This window comes from Arthrobacter sp. LAPM80 (genome assembly GCF_046736435.1).
Classification (GTDB): Bacteria; Actinomycetota; Actinomycetes; order Actinomycetales; family Micrococcaceae; genus Specibacter.
Genome location: NZ_JBCHVD010000002.1, coordinates 44,839 through 62,664, shown reverse-complemented (window position 1 = coordinate 62,664; position 17,826 = coordinate 44,839). Strand labels below are relative to the sequence as shown.

The following is a 17,826-nucleotide window of genomic DNA, read 5'->3' as shown; positions in this document are numbered from 1 at the left end:
TCATGGCTGGCAAAGCGCCCCACGAAAACATTGATGAAGCGAAACTTGAAGTTGGCAAGGTGCAGAAGAGGGCCGTGGGCATTCCGGGCATTTTGCACTCCATGGAGGTCTCCATCAAGCAGATGGGCGTTGCGCGCACAGCCCAAACGCTGCTGAAGGTCAATCAAAAGGACGGCTTCGACTGCCCGGGCTGCGCCTGGCCGGAGGCCGACAAGCGACACACGGCGGAGTTCTGCGAAAACGGGGCCAAGGCTGTCGCCGAGGAAGCTACGAAGAGGCGCGTGCCGCCGTCGTTCTTTGCAGAACACAGCGTGAGCGAACTGCGTCAGTGGGACGATTTCCGCCTGGGCCAGCAAGGCCGGCTGACGGATCCGATGTACCTGGCCGAAGGCAGCGACCATTACGTCCCGGTGACTTGGGAGCGTGCGCTTGGGCTGCTGGCCGATGAGCTCAAGGCCTTGGCCGATCCCAACGAGGCCATCTTTTACACCTCCGGGCGCACCTCCAATGAGGCGGCATTCCTCTACCAGCTCATGGTGCGCGGGCTGGGCACCAACAACCTGCCCGACTGCTCCAACATGTGCCACGAATCCAGCGGTTCGGCCCTGACCGAGACCATCGGCATCGGCAAAGGCTCGGTGTCGCTGGAGGACATGTACAAGGCCGAGCTGATCATCATCGCCGGACAGAATCCGGGCACCAACCACCCCCGCATGCTCTCGGCCCTGGAAAAGGCGAAGAAGAACGGCGCCGTGATTGTGGCTGTGAACCCGCTGCCCGAAGCCGGGCTGATGCGTTTTGAGAACCCGCAGACGGTGCGCGGTCTCGTGGGCGGAGGTACGGCACTGGCCGATGACTTCCTGCAGATCAAGCTCGGCGGCGACCAGGCCTTGTTCCAGGGGCTGGGCAAGTTCCTGCTCGAGGAGCAGCGCAACCCGGGTTCGCCGAACGCCGGCCGCGTATTCGACACCGCCTTCATCGACTCTCACACCACGGGTTTGGGCGACTACCTGACACAGCTCGAAGCCGTCACCTGGGCCGAAATTGTGACCGCCACGGGCCTGACTGAGGCACAAATCCGGGCCACGGGCCAGCGGCTGATCGCGTCCAAGGCGACAGTTGTTTGCTGGGCCATGGGCCTGACGCAGCACAAGCACTCGGTGGCCATGCTGCGTGACGTGGTCAACGTGCTGTTGCTCCAGGGCAACATCGGCAAGCCCGGCGCCGGCGTGTGCCCCGTCCGCGGCCACTCCAACGTCCAAGGCGATAGGACCATGGGGATCTTCGAACGCATGCCGGCGGAGTTCCACGACGCCCTCGATGCGGAGTTCTCCTTCGCCTCCCCGCGCCCCCACGGTTTCGACACGGTCGCCGCCATCGAGGCCATGCGCGACGGCAAGGCCGGGGTGTTCGTGGGCATGGGCGGGAACTTTGTGCGCGCCACCCCCGACTCCGATGTCACCGAGGCAGCCCTGGGCAAGCTGTCCATGACCGCCCAAATTTCCACAAAGCTGAACAAGTCGCACCTGATCACGGGCCGCTCGGCCCTGATCCTGCCCACACTTGGCCGCACCGAACGTGACACGCAGGCGGGCGGCGACCAGCGGGTCACGGTGGAGGATTCCATGAGCGCCGTGCATGCCTCACGCGGGCGCCTCTCCCCCGCGTCGGCCAACCTGCTCTCCGAGGTGGCGATTGTCTGCCGTCTCGCGAAGCTCCTTTTCGAAACGCACGACGGCGGCACCCGCCCGGGCGCGCCCCTCACCGACTGGTCGGCCCTTGCGGCGGACTACAGCCTGATCCGAACCCACATTGCGAACGTGGTGCCCGGCTTTGAGGACTTTGAGGCCAAGATCGAGCGGCCCGGCGGATTTGTGCTGCCGCATGGTCCCCGCGACTCCCGCACCTTCACCACCGAGTCGGGGCTGGCCCATTTCACGGGCAACGAGCTGGAATATCCCCGCGTTCCCGAGGGCCGGCTGCTGTTGCAGACCCTGCGCTCCCACGACCAGTACAACACCACCATCTACGGCAAGGATGATCGGTACCGCGGCATCAAGAACGGGCGCCGGGTGGTCTTCGTGAACCAGCAGGACCTTGATGCGTTCGGCATTGCCGACGGCGCCATGGTGGATCTGGTCTCGGAGTGGAAGGACGGCGTGGACCGCCGGGCGCCGGGCTTCCGTGTGGTTTCCTATTCCACCCCGGTCGGCTGCGCGGCGGCCTACTACCCTGAAACGAACGTCCTTGTCCCGCTCGATTCCAAGGCCGATGTCAGCGGCACCCCCACATCCAAGTCGGTGGTGATCCGGCTCGAGCCCGTGGCCTGAGCACCGACCCAACCACCAAGTAGCCCGCAGTAAACGGCGAAAAACACGTCACAACCGTGATTTTTCGTCGTTTTCTGCGGGTCAGTTCGTGGGTGGGCAGAACTGGCCCCTCCACTGTCCGTCGCGGAGCCATTCGAGCGTCTGCTCCCAGAACGTGTGCCTGTAGCGGCTGTGGAACAGTGCGAAGTGTCCAAGCCCGGTTTCGCCGTAGTCTTCGGGGCGAAGGTGGATGACACAGGCCCGGCTGTTGGGTGTGTATGCGAGAGCCCGTTCCATGGCGGGGAGGGTGGCGTAGGAGTCGTCGTCGGGCGCCAGCGCCAGGATGGGTGCCGTCACCGCAGCCTGGTGCGACTTCAGCTCGCTGCGCCGGTAGCCGGCGGCCGACGTCGTAAAGTCCTTGCGACTGCGCGCCCAGTCAAGGGCGACACCGGCAGGAAGGTCCTCCATGAGTCCAAGCCGCTTGGCAGGGAAGTACCCGAACACCGCAACGAGCGGGACGGTGAGCACGGCACGGCCCCAGTGGCCTGCCATGCGCCTGAAGCGGAAGTCGCGCCAGTAGGCGTGCTGCGCCCCGACGGTGAGGATCCGTGACAACCGTGCCGCGTGACCGGCCAGTCCCACGCCGAAGCCGCCGAAGCTGTGGCCCACCAGGTGCACGGGCAGCCCGCCGGATTGCGCCAACGCCCAGGCGAGCACGGTGTCGATGTCAAGCGTGCCCCACTCGTACCACCGCACCCTTTGGCCACGCAGCGAGCCTCCCCTCGATGCCCCGATCCCCCTGTAGTCAAAGGTCACGGCGGCGAACCCGTTGACTGCCAGGAACGCGGCGTAGCGGTGGTAGTAGTTCGCTTTCACGGCCGTGGCGGAGGCGATGACCACTGTGCCCAGCCGCGCCACGCCGTCGGGCACGTCGAAGAAGGTCCCGTGCAGTTCCCGGCCATCCGGGCAGGTGAAAATTAAGTCCAAGGCAGCGGCATCGCGGTCAGTGTTTCACCCATTTTCGCTCCATGCGGCGGCACAACCATCAGGCCGTCGGCCGCGGCGAGTCCGCGCATCATGGCGGAATCGGTGTAGGCGCAAGGGGAGGCCAGCCCGTAGACCAGGCGGTACGGCATGAGGCGGGTGGGCCCCTGGTACTCCTTGATGGGAGATCCGCAGGCCACCTCGGTTGTGGCGGGCCGGGGCAGGCTTCCCAGCCGCGCCAGCAGCGGTGCACCGAGCATGATCAGGCCCACCATGGCCGCGAGCGGATTGCCCGGCAGTCCCACGATGAATCGGCCGTCGGGCAATTCGGCCAGCATGGTGGGGTGGCCCGGCCTCATGGAAATGTGCCGAACGTGGAAGGTCCCGCCCATGGCCGTGATCGCTTCGCGCAGGAAATCGACGTCGGAGTGGCCGGTTGCGCCGGTAGTGATGACGACGTCGGCGGGGTCGTCTTCGTCATCAGCCAGTGCATCGAGCATGGAAGCAAGGGAGTCGGCCGCCCGCTGCAGGCCAACGACAGTGCCGCCGAGCATTGACACGACCGCACCGAGCTGAGGCGAAAACGCGTCGCGGACAAATCCGGGCTCGGGGATGCCCGAGGCCACGACCTCGTCTCCCGTCAGGACAATTTTCACAGCAGGTTTGCCGAGCACGTTGAGCTCGTCCAGGCCGCCAAGGGCGGCAAGGGCAATGTGGGCCGGGTTGAGGGTGGTGCCGGCCTTGACCAGGAGTTCATCGGAAGCCGCCTCCTGGGCTGCGGGCCGTATGTGTTGGCCGTTTTTCGGTTCCCCAGGGCGGGCCCTCTCGCCGCGCACCAGGACAGGCAGGCCGTCCTCGTCTGTGGAAAGCGTGCCGGATTCGCTGCGCAGCACCGACTTCGCACCACGTGGAATAAGTCCGCCCGTGACGATGGGCACGGCCTGCCCGGGGCTCAGCTGCGCGCCCGGTTCGGCGAGAATCCAGGGCGGGCTGCCCGCAACGGCCCAGCCGTCCATGGCCGAGGAGGCATAGTGGGGCATGGCGTGGCGCGAATAGACGTCGCCGGCGAGGATCCGGCCCACGGCCGAGGCCAGCATGATGGGGTGTGCGGGCAGCGGCAGGGCCACGTCCCACGCCCGTTCGCGCGCTTCCTGCCACGAGTGCGGGAGAACCGTTTCGGCGTGCTCCACCATGGAAACGCTAGTTTCCTGTTGGTGTTTCGGCGGTTTCCGGGGCCGTTTCCGTGGCCCCGGCTTCGGCGGACACCGCCGGCGCAGGCACCTCGGCGGCTGCCAGCGCCTTCGCCATCCCCAGCGCCGCCTTCATGGCCGCGGCATCACTGGCCTGGCCCGATCCGGCGGCCAAGCCAGCGGCGAGTCCGGCAACGAACGTCGTCAGCGGGGCTGCGGGGCGCACGATCGAGTGCGCGGCCACACCAGCCAGGTTCAGCACGGCGTGGACGTCCACGTCGATGTCGGCAATTTCAAAGGCCTCCAGCAGCTTCCGTGTCCACGCCTGCAGAACCTCGTCTTGATTTTCCAACTGTCAGCCTTCCGCGTCGGCCGTCCCCGCGCCAATCCCCTGCGCGCGGGCGTCAGCCCAAGTGTCAATGTCAGCCGTCAACCCCGAAGGCACGGCGCATTCCTTGATGTTCACACTAGCAACCAGGGAGAAAACAGAAGCATTCTCCAGCCGTTGGGTCTTGCGCGCCGCATCGGAGGCCTCACGCAGCACCGCAAGCGGATAGATGGCGGCCAGCGGCTGCCGGCGGCCATCCGCAACAGCCATGACGCCCTCCCCCGCAGCACACCCGGGGAGTTCGGCGGCGAGCAGCTCCGCGAGCTCCCCCGCATGCGGCATGTCGCACGCAAGCACGAGCACATACCCGCCGCTGCCCGGCAACGCCGCAACGCCTGCCGCAATGCCCGCCGCCGGTCCGGAATATGGCGGATCCTCCTGCACTGCCGCCACCCCCGCAACCGTCTGGGCCGTGGCAAGCCACTGGGCGATGCTGCCAACGGGACCCACGACGGCGATCCCAAGTTGGGCGGCGAGCGGGACATGGGCGGTCCCGGCCTGGGCGGCGATCACCCGCGCCGCGGCGTCGACGGTGCGGGCAAGAAGTGTCTGACCGTCGAGCATGAGCCCTGCCTTCGGGACGCCATTAAGTCTGCGGGACAGTCCGCCGGCAAGGATCAGCGCCTGCATGCGGTTCCAGTGGAAGTCTTCATGCCTGCCATGCTATCCGGCGGTGCGGGACGCGTTTCCCACTGCCGGAATAAAACCTCGCCATCTGCTGCGCACCTTGGAGCCATCAGGAGCACCGCAACACCACATGTGCCCGCAGCGAGGATGGTCTGGAAATCGGCTATGAAAACGTCCCAGTCGACATGATCTGCGCGGCAAACTCCGTCTCCCCGGACGGTCTTCAACTACTTCGGCACCAAGGAAGGCGCCTACTCAAGCCACTGCCCACCATCGTCGGACAGCTCCACGGCGTCGAGGAAATGCTGTGGGTCATCACCATGTACCTCCTTGCCTCGACCATCATGCTTCCCATTTTTGGCAAGCTGGGCGGCATGGCACAGGACATGACGTGGCTGATCATTGGCCGCGGCATCCGGGGGTTGGGCGGCGGCTTGATGCTCACGGACGGCGTCTTCGCCCTGTCATTCGTGGCCGGCATGGCCACGCTGGCACTCACCTCAACACTGCCTGCACTTGTGGCCACGTGGGGGCACCAATAAGACTGAAACTCTCCGCAGATCATCAGCATGGGCATCGACAAGTACAAGTGGCTGCCCCTCGCCGCCCTGTCCTTCGTGGCCGGCGCCCTGGTGCTGATCGTCCAGAAACAGTTCCCCAATCCCCAGCTCGGCATGGCCACGGCCTCCAGCAACTACTTCCGGCAGATCGGCGCGGCCCTGGGCTCCGCCGTCGTCGGCAGCTTGTTGGCGACCCCCCTTGCCACGCTTCTAACGCCTGGTGCCGTTGTTGATCCTGGCATCCGTCCTGCTGCTCTTCGTCAAGGAAATCCCGCCGCCCAGCACCCTTGACCCCTAACCCCGGGGGGTCCTAAAGTCGGCGGGGCCTAACCTGCACAGTGGCCGCCCCAACCGGGCGGCCATGGTGCGGGGGTTAAATAAATGAACCCCGTCCGAGGACGGGGTTCATTGGGGTAAAGACGTTCTTAGTGACCCATTGCAATGAAAACGGGACCTGAACCGACGTTGACGGAGAAGACTGCGGTCGTGCCGCCGCCCCATCCACCGTGTACGGCCTGGCCGTTGCCAATGTAAACAGCGATGTGAGCCATGCCCATGCCGCCATCTGCGTAGTAGATCAAGTCACCGGGCTGGGCTTGGCCCTGGGAAACCGTGCGGCCCAGGCTCAGGTAGCCGGCGGGCCAGCCGTGGAAGTTGATTCCAGCGGCAGCCAGGGAGTTGCTGGCAAGCGCGGTGCAGTCCTGGCCAACGCCAAGCTGAGCCAAGGCTGCGCTGGCAATGGTGGCGCCAATTCCGCTTGCAACTGCAGGCTTGGGAGCAACCTCAGGGTTGCTGGTGGTTACAGTCGGAGCTGCTGCGGCTGCCGGTGCCGGTGCCGGTGCAATTTCTGCAACCGGTGTCACTGCAACGTCGCTGCTCTGTGCCTCTACAACTGCCGGCGCTTCAACAACGGGAGCCGGGGTGGAGGTGATTGCGGGGGTGGCGAAGGAGATCTTCACCGTGGATGCTGCCGTGATGGTGGAAGCAAGTTCCGTCTTCAGGTTCAGCGTGGTTGCACCGTCTGAAGCGCGCTCCACAGTGGGAGTAGCCGCGTTTGCTGCGATGCCGGACGTAAGGACCAAGCCGGAAGCTGCTGCGATAACAGCAGCCTGGCGACCAACCCCGCCGACATTGGAGCTGACGGCTTTCGTGAGGGTGGACATCGTGCCGGTCTTAACAACCTCGGCGCGGTGGCGCCCAAGGGCAGTGTTTGAAGCCAAGAAGGATTCCTCTCCCAATGCCTGCGAGGTAAGCTGTCGGATTCGGATGGGAGTCACCCGGTCGCTCCACGTTTCAAGGCACAGGGAATTGCTTCCCTAAAACTGTGACTGAACGCTTCGCGGCTTCACCCCAAGGATTTCGCACGTGATGCGAAACCCGATTATTGGTTCCCCCGCCCCTGCCAGACGATTGATACGAACGGACCATGAGTAGTGGCAGAGCTAGGCAATCCACTCACGGGCGCCGGCTTGATTCGAAGCTGGCGCGATTACGACGGTACAACAGATTTTTCGCAATGTCACGTTCAGGTCACGGTTCTGTGACTAAGTCGTAATCTAAATCAGCCTGTGGAGGAATTAAAGCCAGCCCATGGGATCGATGGTCTCGTCATTGACGATGACCTCGAAGTGAAGGTGGGGGCCGGTCGATGCGCCGGTGGAGCCACTGAGCCCGACCGCGTCGCCACGTTCAACCTTTTGACCAACCTTGACCAAGTTGCTGCTCATGTGGTTGTAGGAGGTTGAGAGCCCGTTGCCGTGGTCGATCACCACGCGGTTGCCACCGCCGTAGCTGTGCCACCCCGAGAAGGTGACGGTTCCGCCGGCGGCTGCAAGCACATCGGTGCCGCTCGCAACGGCAAAGTCCTGACCCGTATGGTGCTCATCAACCTGGCCCGTAATGGGGCTGATCCGGTCGCCGAACGGCGAGGTTGGCGTGAGCACCTTCAGCGGGGCCGACAGGGTTCCCTTGGCGGCCTGGGGCGTGACCTTGGAGGCATTGACCTTCAACGTTTCCTTGAGCCGGCCATCCGGGTTCAACGCGCTGGTGATGCCGGGAGCGGCAAAAGTAATGGGAATCTCGGCTGAGGCAGACACAACGGTTTCCACCGAGGACGCCGTCGAAGCCTGGAAAGAGGGGGCTTCCACAGCCTGACCCGAAGGCAGCGTGACCGCGAGCACCAGACCGGTTGCGGCCATGGCTACGCCAACTTTTTGACCTGCACCGCTGGCGGCCCCAGCACGCAGAAGCTGGGCCACTGAATTATTGGGAACTGCTGCACGCTCCACAGCAAGGGCTTCACGGCGACCGCCGGGCACCACGGTGAGCTCATGAGTCACCGGCGACGACGCACGACGGCGTCCCCGCTGTTTAACCTCTGACACTAAAAACCTCTCTGTATGGCACCTGCGAAGTTAGCTGTCGGATTCGGATCAGAGAGTCTTGCTTTTGATCCGGCCCATGCTTTGGCACACGGCGTCCCGTGGCGCAATGGAATGCGTCCAGGATTCGTGCGGCTTCAAGTGTGGGCTTCACCCCAAGGCAGACTGGGCTGTCTGCCAAAAGTGGTTCCCCCGCCCCTGCCTCATTGATTATTGTCCGTTCCGCGAAGGCAAGGTTCGGTGTCGCGGAACGGTAACGCTTTGGTTACAGCGTCAGATAGTTACTATACGGTACAGGCGGTAAACGTAACAATTCCGTTACCTAGAGTGTCAATAGTGTCCTGTCAAATCCCGTGGGCCCAACGCTGACCGAAAAGACAGTTGACAGGACCGGCGTCGGCCCTGATAGGGCAACTCCGACGGGCGCGGGCAAGGCCAACGGGCCTCGCCAACACGGACGGTTCAGGAATGGCCCGGGCACGCAACAGGCCCGGCTTGTGCCAGCCGGGCCTGCAACAACAACGGTCACTCGCGACAGGGCCAGTGCAGCCCGAGTCGCGCGAAACCGCTTGTCAGCTCATGGAGACAAACACATGCGAGGCGACTTCCGGCGGCAGTTCCAGTGCTCCCTCGATGTCAGGCACGCGCACCGAGATGTAGTCGCCCACCTGTGCGAGGGAGATTCGGGCCCCCGGGCGCAGACCGCCCTCGTCGAGCTGCTGGAGCAGTTCCGGATCCACCTGGATGCGCTCGGAAAGCCTGTGAATAACGACTTCCTGCCCTGGCGCATACGTGGCCATGGCGTCAACCAATGTGACCAATCCCGCAGCAAAATTGGGCGAAATCTCTCCGCCCAGTTCCTCAAGGCCGGGGATCGGGTTGCCATACGGGGACTCGCTGGGTTGGCCCAACAGCTCATAGAGGCGTCGTTCAACGCGCTCGCTCATGACGTGTTCCCAGCGGCAGGCTTCCTCATGGACATAAGCCCATTCCAGGCCGATGACATCGGAGAGGAGGCGTTCTGCCAGCCGGTGCTTGCGCATGACGCGTGTGGCTTTGTCCCGGCCTGTGGGGGTCAGTTCCAGGTGCCTGTCGCCGGAGACGATGACCAAACCGTCACGTTCCATCCGTCCGATGGTTTGAGAAACGGTGGGCCCTGAGTGGTGCAGGCGCTCGGCGATGCGCGCCCGCAGGGCAACAATGTTCTCTTCTTCCAACTCCAGGATGGTCCGCAAATACATTTCGGTCGTGTCAATCAGATCAGCCACGTCAGCATCCTCCTGTTAATTGGGGTTTTTGGGCAAGGACTTTCGTGTCTACGTTAGCCTGATTGCCGCGAAACCCGGTAAACCCGCATCCGAGGCAACCACTGTAAGGCAGTGAATATTTCCCACCGACCGGACACTTTTCCGCTTAGGGCCCGGTCTACGGCAGAATTGACACCAGCCCTTGGCAACCAATGAAACTTCCATCGCTTAATTTTTGGAGCAACTCGTGAGCGAATCCACGCCCCTCACCATTCCCGCCAACCTCCTCCCGGCCGACGGCCGCTTCGGCGCCGGCCCGTCCAAGGTCCGTGCCGAGCAGGTTGCAGCACTCTCCGAAGCCGGCTCCACACTCCTTGGCACCTCCCACCGCCAGGCCCCCGTGAAGAACCTTGTGGGCGATGTCCGCAGCGGCCTAAAGCAGTTCTTCGGCGCACCGGATGACTACGAAGTGATCCTTGGCGTTGGCGGCTCCACAGCATTCTGGGACGTTGCAACATTCGGTCTGGTTGAGAAGAAGGCCCAGCACCTGTCTTTCGGCGAGTTCGGCTCCAAGTTTGCCTCTGCCACCAACAACGCACCGTTCCTTGAGGCCTCCTCCATCATTACGGCTGCCCCCGGCACCCGCCCCGTCGCCGTCGCCGAGGCTGGCGTGGACACCTACGCGTGGCCGCAGAACGAAACCTCCACGGGCGTTGCCGCCCCGGTAAAGCGCGTTGCCGGTGCCGACGAGGGCTCTTTGGTCCTGATCGATGCCACCTCCGCTGCCGGTGGGTTGGCCGTGGATGTGCGTGAGAGCGATGTCTACTACTTCGCCCCGCAGAAGAACTTCGCGTCCGACGGCGGCATCTGGCTTGGCTTGTTCTCCCCCGCGGCTCTTGAGCGTGCGGCACGCATTGCTGCCTCCGACCGCTGGGTTCCGGACTTTTTGAACCTCAAGACCGCCATCGACAACTCGTTGTTGAACCAGACGTACAACACGCCTGCCCTCTCCACCCTTGTCACCTTGAACAACCAGGTCCAGTGGCTCAACACCAACGGCGGCCTCGACTTCGCCTCGGCGCGCACGGCAGATTCCGCCGGCCGCCTGTACTCCTGGGCCGAGTCCTCCAGCGTCGCCACCCCGTACGTGGTGAACCCGGAAGACCGCTCCAACGTCATCGTCACGATCGACTTCGACGATTCAGTGGACGCCGCCGCCGTCGCCAAGATCCTGCGCGCCAACGGCATTGTTGACACCGAGCCCTACCGCAAGCTGGGCCGGAACCAGCTGCGCGTCGCAACGTTCGTGGCCATCGATCCTGAGGATGTCACGGCGCTGACCAGGTGCATCGACTACGTCATCGAGAACATGTAACCACCTCTTTAGAAAACGGTGAAGGCCGCTTCCCTGTTCGGCGGATGCGGCCTTGGTTGGCCAGCCCACCTCCGGCACGTGCCTGGGGACGGTCCTTCACACGTCAAAAAATCGAGCCCCGCCAGATTCTGGCGGGGCTCGAAATTCCATGGCTTTATGCGGGACTGTCTTTAGTAGAATTCGGCACTGTCGGCGCCCGCTGACTCTTCGACGCCGTCCGTGGGGGCGTCATCGGAATCATCAGAGAAACCGTCGGCGTCTTCCCCGTCGGCCTCCTCATGGGTGTCCTCTTCATGGTCAAGGTGTTCCTGGGCCTGAAGCTCCCGGACCGCGACCGCGCCGTCGGACTCCTGCTGATCCTCGGGCCTGACCCGTTCCGACCAGGGCACCCACGCAGGTGCCAACACCGAATCTTCGGTGGGCAGCAGGCCAACTTCGTTGACAGTTGCCTCCTTGCCGCGCGATACCCGTGCCAGCGTGGCAAACCACACCCAGCCCTGGTAACCGGCCTTCTTGGACTCAAATAAATGTGTCACGCACCGGATTCCTTCACTGCGCGCGCCCAGGTGCCTCCCAATGTCCTCATTCTTGGCAATGGACCTCACGGCGTTGCGTGCGGGGTCGACTTCGGCGGCCAGGAAGGCATCAGGCTTCCCTACCCGCCAAACGGGCACGCCGGGTCGCTGCTCGTCGGCAACCTCTGTGGCTGCGGCGGTGGAGGGGGCGGTTGTATCGCCTGAAAGATCGGTCATCGTGGGCACCGTTATGCGTCGAAGTTGTCGGCAACCTTGCGCAGCGCTGCGGCAATCTTGCTCGCGTCACCGTCAGGATACTTGCCGTTGGTCAGGGTTCCTACAGAGTGCTCAAGCAATGAAACCAGGTCCTGGACAATTGGGGCGAGGTCGCGGGCGGGCATGCGCTTGGCTTTGGCCACAGTTGCACTGCGGTCCAGGATCTTTGCGGCCATGGCCTGGGCTCCCTTGCGGCCGTCGGCCACTCCGAATTCCATCCGCGTGCCGGGCTTGATGTCCCCGGCGTCGGCGGGCAGGGCGTTGGCGCGCAAAAAAACTTCGCGGCCGTCATCGGCGGCGATGATCCCGAAGCCTTTTTCGTTGTCGTACCACTTCACTTTGCCGATAGGCACTTGCTTTACCCCTTAAAAAGTCTTGTTGGCGTGAATCACGATCCGTGCCATTGCCAGCGTACTTCGCCGTACCCACGGCCAGGAATCCTGCGGCCGGTACCTGCGGTGACAGATCGAATAGCTCTAATACCTTCTAGGTTACCGTGTCGGGCAATGGTCGGCGGCTTTGTGCCCCAACTGTCCGCTGTTAGCGTTATGTGCATGAGCCCCCTTTATTCCGCCCCGCAAAACGTAGGCCGCGGCTGGCAAATTTTCAACTACACGGCCATGCTCATGGCGCTGCTTGCATTGATCGCCCTGATCGTTGTTCTCGTCAGCAAATGGGCCGGCGGAACACCGTGGCCTGGCTTCAACTGGATCGCCATGATCGCGTTGCCTTTGGCGTTTCTCATGATGGGCGGCAGCGTACTGCACTCTGTGAGCCTCCGACGCCGACTCTGAGTCCGTGCCCCTGCCACCGAGGCCATGGCTGCTGAAACCCAAACTTCGGACGCCGGTGACGGTTGGCACCGTCAGGCGTAGGATCACAAATCAGGGGTCCACTGCGGATCGCTCGTCAAGTCAAGGGGTCACCATGGGCACGGAGGAGTCAGTTGCCGCCCACTACGGGCGCGGCAACGTCGAAAAACAGTTGCTTGACATCGTCGAGGCTGGTGGCGGGAATCCGGAGGCCTTTGCCCCGGCCAAGCTGCACGGTGCCGACCAGTTGCACGTCGGCGGGGCGGATGCCACCACCAGGGTGGCCACCCGGGCCGGCATCAGCCATGCCACCCGGGTGCTCGATCTCGGCTCCGGCATGGGAGGTGTGGCCCGCCACCTGGCCCAGGAATTTGGCGCCACGGTCCACGGCGTGGACCTGACACCGGAGTTCGTTGCCGCCGCGCGATCCATAACCGAACGCACCGGCCTCTCAGGGCAAGTCACCTTCAGTGCGGGCAGCATCCTGGCCCTGCCGTTCGGTGACTCGGACTTCGACGCGGCCATCATGGTCCACGTGGGCATGAACATCCAGGACAAGGACAAGGTCTTCGCCGAGACCGCGCGCGTGCTGCGCCCGGGCGGCGTCCTGGCCGTGTACGACATCATGCTCATGGGTGGGGACGTGGAGCAGTATCCGCTGCCGTGGGCGGCCACTGCGGCGACCTCGTTCCTGCAACCGCCACTGGCCTACACAGATGCCCTGGCCCAGGCCGGATTCCTGGTTGACCAGGAAGCCAAGCCGCTGGCCGAGGGCATCGCCTTCCTGGAAAATGCACTGGCGTCAGGAGGTCCGTTGGGAGTGGAAGCACCCGCCCTGACCAACCTGCTGGCCGCGTTCAGATCGGGACTGCTGGCACCCGTGGAGATCTACGCGCGCCTGCTCTGAATTTGCTGGGCCCCGGCGCCGGTCAGAACAGTATCCGCAACCGTGCCAACCTGTCCCCGAGCGCCGAATCCCCTGAGAGCGTGGTGACGCCCGATTCGGGCAGCCTCCCCGACAGGCTGCGGCACAGCTCAAGGCTGTCGGCCCGCAGCTTGCCCGCCACCGCCCCCTCACCCAGCCGCCAGGTCCCTGCCACATCTCCCGTCAGTTCAAGTTCGACGCCGGGACCGGCACCCCACGCCGTTGCAGCGTCCCGCACTATTTGTTCCACCACAAGCCTGTCGGCCACAGTACGTACCCGCGGTTCTCCCGTGGCCCGGGCCAGGTCCAGGCCGTGCATCCAGGCGTCGCGCACATAAATGACGTTGAACAGATAGCCGATCCGCAGCGGTGTATTGCCCGGGGCCATGGTCCGCTCCACCGTGATTCTTGCGGGGCCGTTGGGGAACCTGCCGACGCGTTTGACCACTGCGGGGATGTTGGCCCGGTAGTGCGCGCCCAGCTGGGTTGTGGATTCGTGTGCATGGTCGTCAACCTGCACCTGGTTCGCGGCGTCAAGGGACGAAAGATGCGGGTAGCGCCGTCGTCCCTTGACCCTGCGCCACAGCAGTGCTGGTATCCCCGTCATGTCTTCCTGGGCGCCGATCAGGTGGCAAGCCATGTGCCGCACTGTCCAGCCGGCGCATTCGGTGTCCCCGTCCCACTGTTCGGGGGTCAGCCGTTCCAAGGAGCCCGCCAGGGCGGTCATGACGGCGAGGTAGGCGTCGGCGGCGTCGGGCCTGCTGGTTTGGGCCAGGGCTCGGGCGGAGATGATGGTGTTCATGGTGCCCTCTCTAGGGGAGTGTAGCGGGCCAGCCACATCTGCAGTGCGGGGTCGAGCAGCCGGGCATACCGCCCGGATCCGGCCGTGGCGTTGGGCTCATTGGCCAATTGTTGGGAGACGACGCCGGCTGTCACCGAGGTGAACAGCAACAGGGCGTCATCGCTTGTGGCGGCCGGAATGAGCCGGCCCCGCTCGACGGCGAGCACAAGCAGCGCCCGCATATCGGCAACCATGGCGACGTTGGGGGCGTAGGCCGTGGCTGACGGTTCGAATCCCGGGACCGGCCGCCAGTTGAGCAGCTGGGCACTGACGGGATGCATCAACGACCAGTCGGCATAGGCGTGCGCCCCGGCAAGCAGGGCGGCGATGGGATCTCCGCCATGGCGCGGATGGTTTCCGGCTTTGCGCACCGTGGCTGTCAGGTCCGCGGCGCCTTGGGCAAAAAGCGCGTCGTAGAGGGCCATCTTTGACGGGAAGTATTCGTAGAGCGAGGGCGGCTTCATGCCGACAGCGCGGGCGACACCAGAGAACGACATCCCGGCCACACCATCGCGCGCCATCAGTTTTACGGCCGCGGCGAGGATTTCCTCAATGGTGGCCTGCCTGCGGGCTGCGCGCCTGTCCTGGACAGCTTCCATCTCCCCAGTGTGCGCCTAATGGCGTTAGGAATACAAGAGGTCGTTAGGGAAATCCCCGGAGCTTTGTGCCGACAGCTGCCGCCTGCCCTCGACGGGCGTCACCCATGCCTCATGCCGGGAGGATGTCCATGGAAATAGTCAGGGCCGGCGTCGTGACCTGCGCATTGCCATCCGAGGTGCCCTGTCGGCCTAGCCGTGGTCGTCGGAAATGATGACCGTGATGTTGGGCTGGCCGGGCTCTGCGCTCGATGGCATGAGTGATCATTTCCTTGCCTAGGTGACGATGCGGGTTAGTGCCGCCGGGCTTTCAGGCCAACGCGGCCTTCAGCGCCGCAAGCGCAGCGGCCACGGGCGGGAGGTCGGGGTGCCAGGCACGCTCCCATTCAAGGGATATCCAAGGATCGTCCACGCCGTGTGCGGCCGAGATGCCTGCAACCAGGGTTTTCATCTCCACCAGCGGCAGCTCGCCCTCCCCCGGCAGCGTGAGCGTCACGGAGTTCGTGCCGGGCGTTCGGACACCGTCCTTGTATTGCGCGTACGCCAGCCAGCCGCCCAGCAGTTCGGCCGTCAGCTGCGGCGCCTCGTCGTGCCGCCACGGGTGCATGAGGTCCCAAATGACCTTCACGGGGGCGTCGGCATCGACGTGGGCCAGAATGCGCAGCAGGTCCGACGCCCGAGGGTGCGAATCGTGGGTCTCCAACAACATCACCACCCCGCGTTCCCGTGCATGACTGGCGGCGGCGTTGAGCCGGCGTGCCCCCAGCAGATCGGCGGCAGCCATCGGCACCGAAGGTTCCTCCCCTCGTTCGCAAGGTTCCATTTCGGCACCGGGGAACACCCGCAGCTGTGCGGGGTGTCCGGCGTTTCCTGCAGACAGATCAGCGGCAAGGTCGACTGCTGACAGCAGCGCCGCGAGCACCGGATCGGTTGTGCCGGACCGGCCTGGGGCATCGGCGCCCGGGGTGGGAATCCCGCCCTCGTCAGTTTCAGGGGTGCAGATGCGCACGTAGCTGGCCAGCGTCACCACCGTCAGGCCAGCGTCGGCCAGTGCTCCGGCAATGACGGCACGGGCGGCCGCATCCATGCCGGGGTGGACAAATTCGCCGTCGGCCGCCCGCAGCTCAAGGCCCGTGGCTCCCGTGGCGCGGGCAGTCTCGATGACCTGGGCCAGGGAATCGCCGGGACACCCCAACGTGGAAAACGCCAATGGCACGGTGACCCCTTCAGCAGCATGTGAACTCTCACAGTAACTTGGAAACCGCTTTCCATCAAGGCCCGTGGGCACCCGTCTGCGCGGGCAACGATGACATCCACACGCCCGTGCTGGATTCCCTGACTGCCAACGGCACGCGCCGGGAGAACTTCTTTTGCGTCTCCCCGTCCGCTCCCCCGCCCGTGCCAGCCTCGTGACGGGGCAGATCTTGTCCCGGCACGGCGTCCACGACTACCTGACGGGGGTGGAGGTCGGTGACGGGGCGCCGGACTCCCTGGCCGGGCAGGAGATCTTCACCGACGTGTTGGCCGATCACGGCTACCGGATGGGACTGTCCGGAAAGTGGCATGTGGGAGCCAATGACGCCCCGCGCAAGGGATTTGTGCACTGGGACGGGCTCGAAGGCGGCGGCAGTCCGTACACCGGCGCCACCATGTACCGCAACGGCGAGCGCGAGGAAACCACCACCTACCTGACCCACTCCATCACCGAGGACGCTCACGACTTCCTAGTACGGGAAGGTGCCCGGCGGCAAGAATCCGGTGCGGCGGGACAGTTCTTCCCGCCGCACCGTACTTGGCGCAACCCCCGTGGTGGCTGCTCTGTGGGTATGTGCGCCCTGATGCTGGTCTTCTTGCGCGACGTCGTCGGCCCGGTCCGGCCCATCAACGCTAACGCAACACGATGGTCCGGTTGCCTTGGACAATCACGCGCCCCTCACAATGCCAACGCACCGCATTGCTCAACGCCTTGCATTCGGAGTCCCGGCCTGCCGCCACCAAGTCGTCCGGGCCAAAGGTATGGTCCACCTCAATGACCTGCTGGGAAATGATGGGGCCCTCGTCGAGTTCGCTGTTGACGTAGTGGGCAGTGGCGCCCACGGTCTTCACGCCGCGTGCATACGCCTGGTGGTATGGCTTGGCGCCCTTGAAACTGGGCAGGAACGAGTGGTGGATGTTGATGGCCTTCCCGTCCAGCCGACGCGTCAGGTCATCGCTGAGCACCTGCATGTATCGCGCCAAAACAACAAGTTCGACGTCGAACTTCTCTACCAGCTCCAGCAGCCGTGCCTCAGCCGTTGGCTTGGTGGCGGCCGTAACCGGCACATGAAAGAACGGGATGCCTTGCCATTCCGCCAGCCGCTGGTGGTCTAGGTGGTTGGAGACCACAGCCACAACCTCCACGGGCAGCTCACCGGTGCGAGTTCTAAACAGCAGGTCGTTCAGGCAGTGTTCAAACTTTGACACCATGATCAGCACCCGGCGTTTGGCGCCATGGGCCCGCAGCTCCCACCGCATGTCATGCCGGGTGGCCAGCGGTTCAAAGTCCGCTCGCAGGCGGGCCAGCCTTTCTTCCCCGGCAGGGGCACTGAAGTGCAGGCGCATGAAGAAGCGCCCGTCAGGTTCGGGCCCACCGGCGATCGCCTGCAGGTGCAGGCGATCGCTGAACTGGCGGTTGTCGATGATGTCGGCGCCGTGCGCGAGGAGGACACCGGAGATCTCGTGGACCAGCCCTGGACTGTCGGGGCAGTCCAGGGTCAGCACGTATTGGGCGGTCCCGGCAGGCTCTGAGGCGTGGCTCATC

At 64.4% G+C, this 17,826-nt stretch carries 20 protein-coding genes and 2 riboswitches; of the genes, 6 read left to right on the top strand and 14 right to left on the bottom strand.

Annotated features, from left to right (window positions below):
• Positions 1-2 precede the first annotated feature (2 nt).
• Entirely contained in the window at positions 3-2,330 is a 2,328-nt protein-coding gene (locus AAGW05_RS02650) for an FdhF/YdeP family oxidoreductase (RefSeq protein ID WP_411802923.1), read from the top strand.
• 81 nt (positions 2,331-2,411) lie between these two features.
• Here the strand turns inward: AAGW05_RS02650 and AAGW05_RS02645 are convergent, their stop codons facing one another.
• The 4 genes from AAGW05_RS02645 to AAGW05_RS02630 are packed head-to-tail and all read right to left on the bottom strand — an operon-like array spanning position 2,412 to position 5,501.
• Complete coding sequence (locus AAGW05_RS02645; protein ID WP_411802922.1) at positions 2,412-3,296, bottom strand: alpha/beta fold hydrolase; 885 nt, start codon at positions 3,294-3,296, stop codon at positions 2,412-2,414.
• Positions 3,287-4,486 carry a molybdopterin molybdotransferase MoeA gene (locus AAGW05_RS02640; RefSeq protein WP_411802921.1) on the bottom strand — a complete coding sequence of 400 codons (1,200 nt, stop codon included), beginning with the start codon at positions 4,484-4,486 and terminating at the stop codon, positions 3,287-3,289. The genes AAGW05_RS02645 and AAGW05_RS02640 overlap by 10 nt, the downstream gene beginning before the upstream one ends.
• A 7-nt stretch (positions 4,487-4,493) precedes the next feature.
• On the bottom strand, positions 4,494-4,835 hold the full coding sequence (locus tag AAGW05_RS02635) for a DUF6457 domain-containing protein (protein ID WP_411802920.1): 342 nt from the start codon (positions 4,833-4,835) through the stop codon (positions 4,494-4,496).
• 3 nt (positions 4,836-4,838) lie between these two features.
• Entirely contained in the window at positions 4,839-5,501 is a 663-nt protein-coding gene (locus AAGW05_RS02630) for a molybdenum cofactor guanylyltransferase (RefSeq protein ID WP_411802919.1), read from the bottom strand.
• Between the two features lie 182 nt (positions 5,502-5,683).
• Between AAGW05_RS02630 and AAGW05_RS02625 the strand changes: the two genes are divergently transcribed.
• Positions 5,684-6,040, top strand: a complete 357-nt coding sequence (locus AAGW05_RS02625; RefSeq protein ID WP_411802918.1) for a hypothetical protein — start codon at positions 5,684-5,686, stop codon at positions 6,038-6,040.
• 27 nt (positions 6,041-6,067) lie between these two features.
• A complete protein-coding gene (locus AAGW05_RS02620; RefSeq protein ID WP_411802917.1) occupies positions 6,068-6,349 on the top strand; it encodes a hypothetical protein in 282 nt (93 codons plus the stop codon).
• A gap of 134 nt (positions 6,350-6,483) precedes the next feature.
• Here AAGW05_RS02620 and AAGW05_RS02615 read toward each other — a convergent pair whose 3' ends face one another.
• From AAGW05_RS02615 to AAGW05_RS02605, 3 genes are all read right to left on the bottom strand, one after another.
• Positions 6,484-7,278 (bottom strand): NlpC/P60 family protein, encoded by a 795-nt coding sequence (locus tag AAGW05_RS02615; protein WP_411802916.1) that lies wholly within the window; start codon positions 7,276-7,278, stop codon positions 6,484-6,486.
• A gap of 4 nt (positions 7,279-7,282) precedes the next feature.
• A riboswitch (cyclic di-AMP (ydaO/yuaA leader) is annotated at positions 7,283-7,484 on the bottom strand.
• 151 nt (positions 7,485-7,635) lie between these two features.
• Positions 7,636-8,442 (bottom strand): M23 family metallopeptidase, encoded by an 807-nt coding sequence (locus AAGW05_RS02610; protein ID WP_411802915.1) that lies wholly within the window; start codon positions 8,440-8,442, stop codon positions 7,636-7,638.
• A 2-nt stretch (positions 8,443-8,444) separates the two neighbouring features.
• Positions 8,445-8,667: riboswitch (cyclic di-AMP (ydaO/yuaA leader) on the bottom strand.
• Between the two features lie 344 nt (positions 8,668-9,011).
• Entirely contained in the window at positions 9,012-9,707 is a 696-nt protein-coding gene (locus AAGW05_RS02605; protein ID WP_411802914.1) for a metal-dependent transcriptional regulator, read from the bottom strand.
• Between the two features lie 226 nt (positions 9,708-9,933).
• Here AAGW05_RS02605 and serC point away from each other — a divergent pair, with 226 nt between their 5' ends.
• Positions 9,934-11,061, top strand: a complete 1,128-nt coding sequence (gene serC / locus AAGW05_RS02600; RefSeq protein WP_411802913.1) for a phosphoserine transaminase — start codon at positions 9,934-9,936, stop codon at positions 11,059-11,061.
• Positions 11,062-11,231: 170 nt separating this feature from the next.
• Here serC and AAGW05_RS02595 read toward each other — a convergent pair whose 3' ends face one another.
• Both AAGW05_RS02595 and AAGW05_RS02590 read right to left on the bottom strand, forming a co-directional pair.
• Positions 11,232-11,813 carry a DUF3027 domain-containing protein gene (locus AAGW05_RS02595; RefSeq protein WP_411802912.1) on the bottom strand — a complete coding sequence of 194 codons (582 nt, stop codon included), beginning with the start codon at positions 11,811-11,813 and terminating at the stop codon, positions 11,232-11,234.
• Between the two features lie 11 nt (positions 11,814-11,824).
• Positions 11,825-12,205 carry a cold-shock protein gene (locus AAGW05_RS02590; protein ID WP_411802911.1) on the bottom strand — a complete coding sequence of 127 codons (381 nt, stop codon included), beginning with the start codon at positions 12,203-12,205 and terminating at the stop codon, positions 11,825-11,827.
• A gap of 201 nt (positions 12,206-12,406) precedes the next feature.
• Between AAGW05_RS02590 and AAGW05_RS02585 the strand changes: the two genes are divergently transcribed.
• Together AAGW05_RS02585 and AAGW05_RS02580 are read left to right on the top strand one after the other, a co-directional pair.
• Positions 12,407-12,646 (top strand): hypothetical protein, encoded by a 240-nt coding sequence (locus tag AAGW05_RS02585; RefSeq protein WP_411802910.1) that lies wholly within the window; start codon positions 12,407-12,409, stop codon positions 12,644-12,646.
• Between the two features lie 133 nt (positions 12,647-12,779).
• Positions 12,780-13,571 carry a class I SAM-dependent methyltransferase gene (locus AAGW05_RS02580; RefSeq protein ID WP_411802909.1) on the top strand — a complete coding sequence of 264 codons (792 nt, stop codon included), beginning with the start codon at positions 12,780-12,782 and terminating at the stop codon, positions 13,569-13,571.
• Between the two features lie 22 nt (positions 13,572-13,593).
• Here AAGW05_RS02580 and AAGW05_RS02575 read toward each other — a convergent pair whose 3' ends face one another.
• The 5 genes from AAGW05_RS02575 to purU form a co-directional block, all read right to left on the bottom strand.
• Positions 13,594-14,391, bottom strand: a complete 798-nt coding sequence (locus tag AAGW05_RS02575; RefSeq protein WP_411802908.1) for a maleylpyruvate isomerase family mycothiol-dependent enzyme — start codon at positions 14,389-14,391, stop codon at positions 13,594-13,596.
• A complete protein-coding gene (locus AAGW05_RS02570) occupies positions 14,388-15,029 on the bottom strand; it encodes a TetR/AcrR family transcriptional regulator (RefSeq protein ID WP_411802907.1) in 642 nt (213 codons plus the stop codon). The genes AAGW05_RS02575 and AAGW05_RS02570 overlap by 4 nt, the downstream gene beginning before the upstream one ends.
• A gap of 307 nt (positions 15,030-15,336) precedes the next feature.
• On the bottom strand, positions 15,337-16,242 hold the full coding sequence (locus tag AAGW05_RS02565; RefSeq protein WP_411802906.1) for a sugar phosphate isomerase/epimerase family protein: 906 nt from the start codon (positions 16,240-16,242) through the stop codon (positions 15,337-15,339).
• Positions 16,243-16,297: 55 nt separating this feature from the next.
• Positions 16,298-16,744 (bottom strand): hypothetical protein, encoded by a 447-nt coding sequence (locus AAGW05_RS02560; RefSeq protein ID WP_411802905.1) that lies wholly within the window; start codon positions 16,742-16,744, stop codon positions 16,298-16,300.
• Between the two features lie 169 nt (positions 16,745-16,913).
• Positions 16,914-17,825 (bottom strand): formyltetrahydrofolate deformylase, encoded by a 912-nt coding sequence (gene purU, locus AAGW05_RS02555; protein ID WP_411802904.1) that lies wholly within the window; start codon positions 17,823-17,825, stop codon positions 16,914-16,916.
• Position 17,826: the final 1 nt, after the last annotated feature.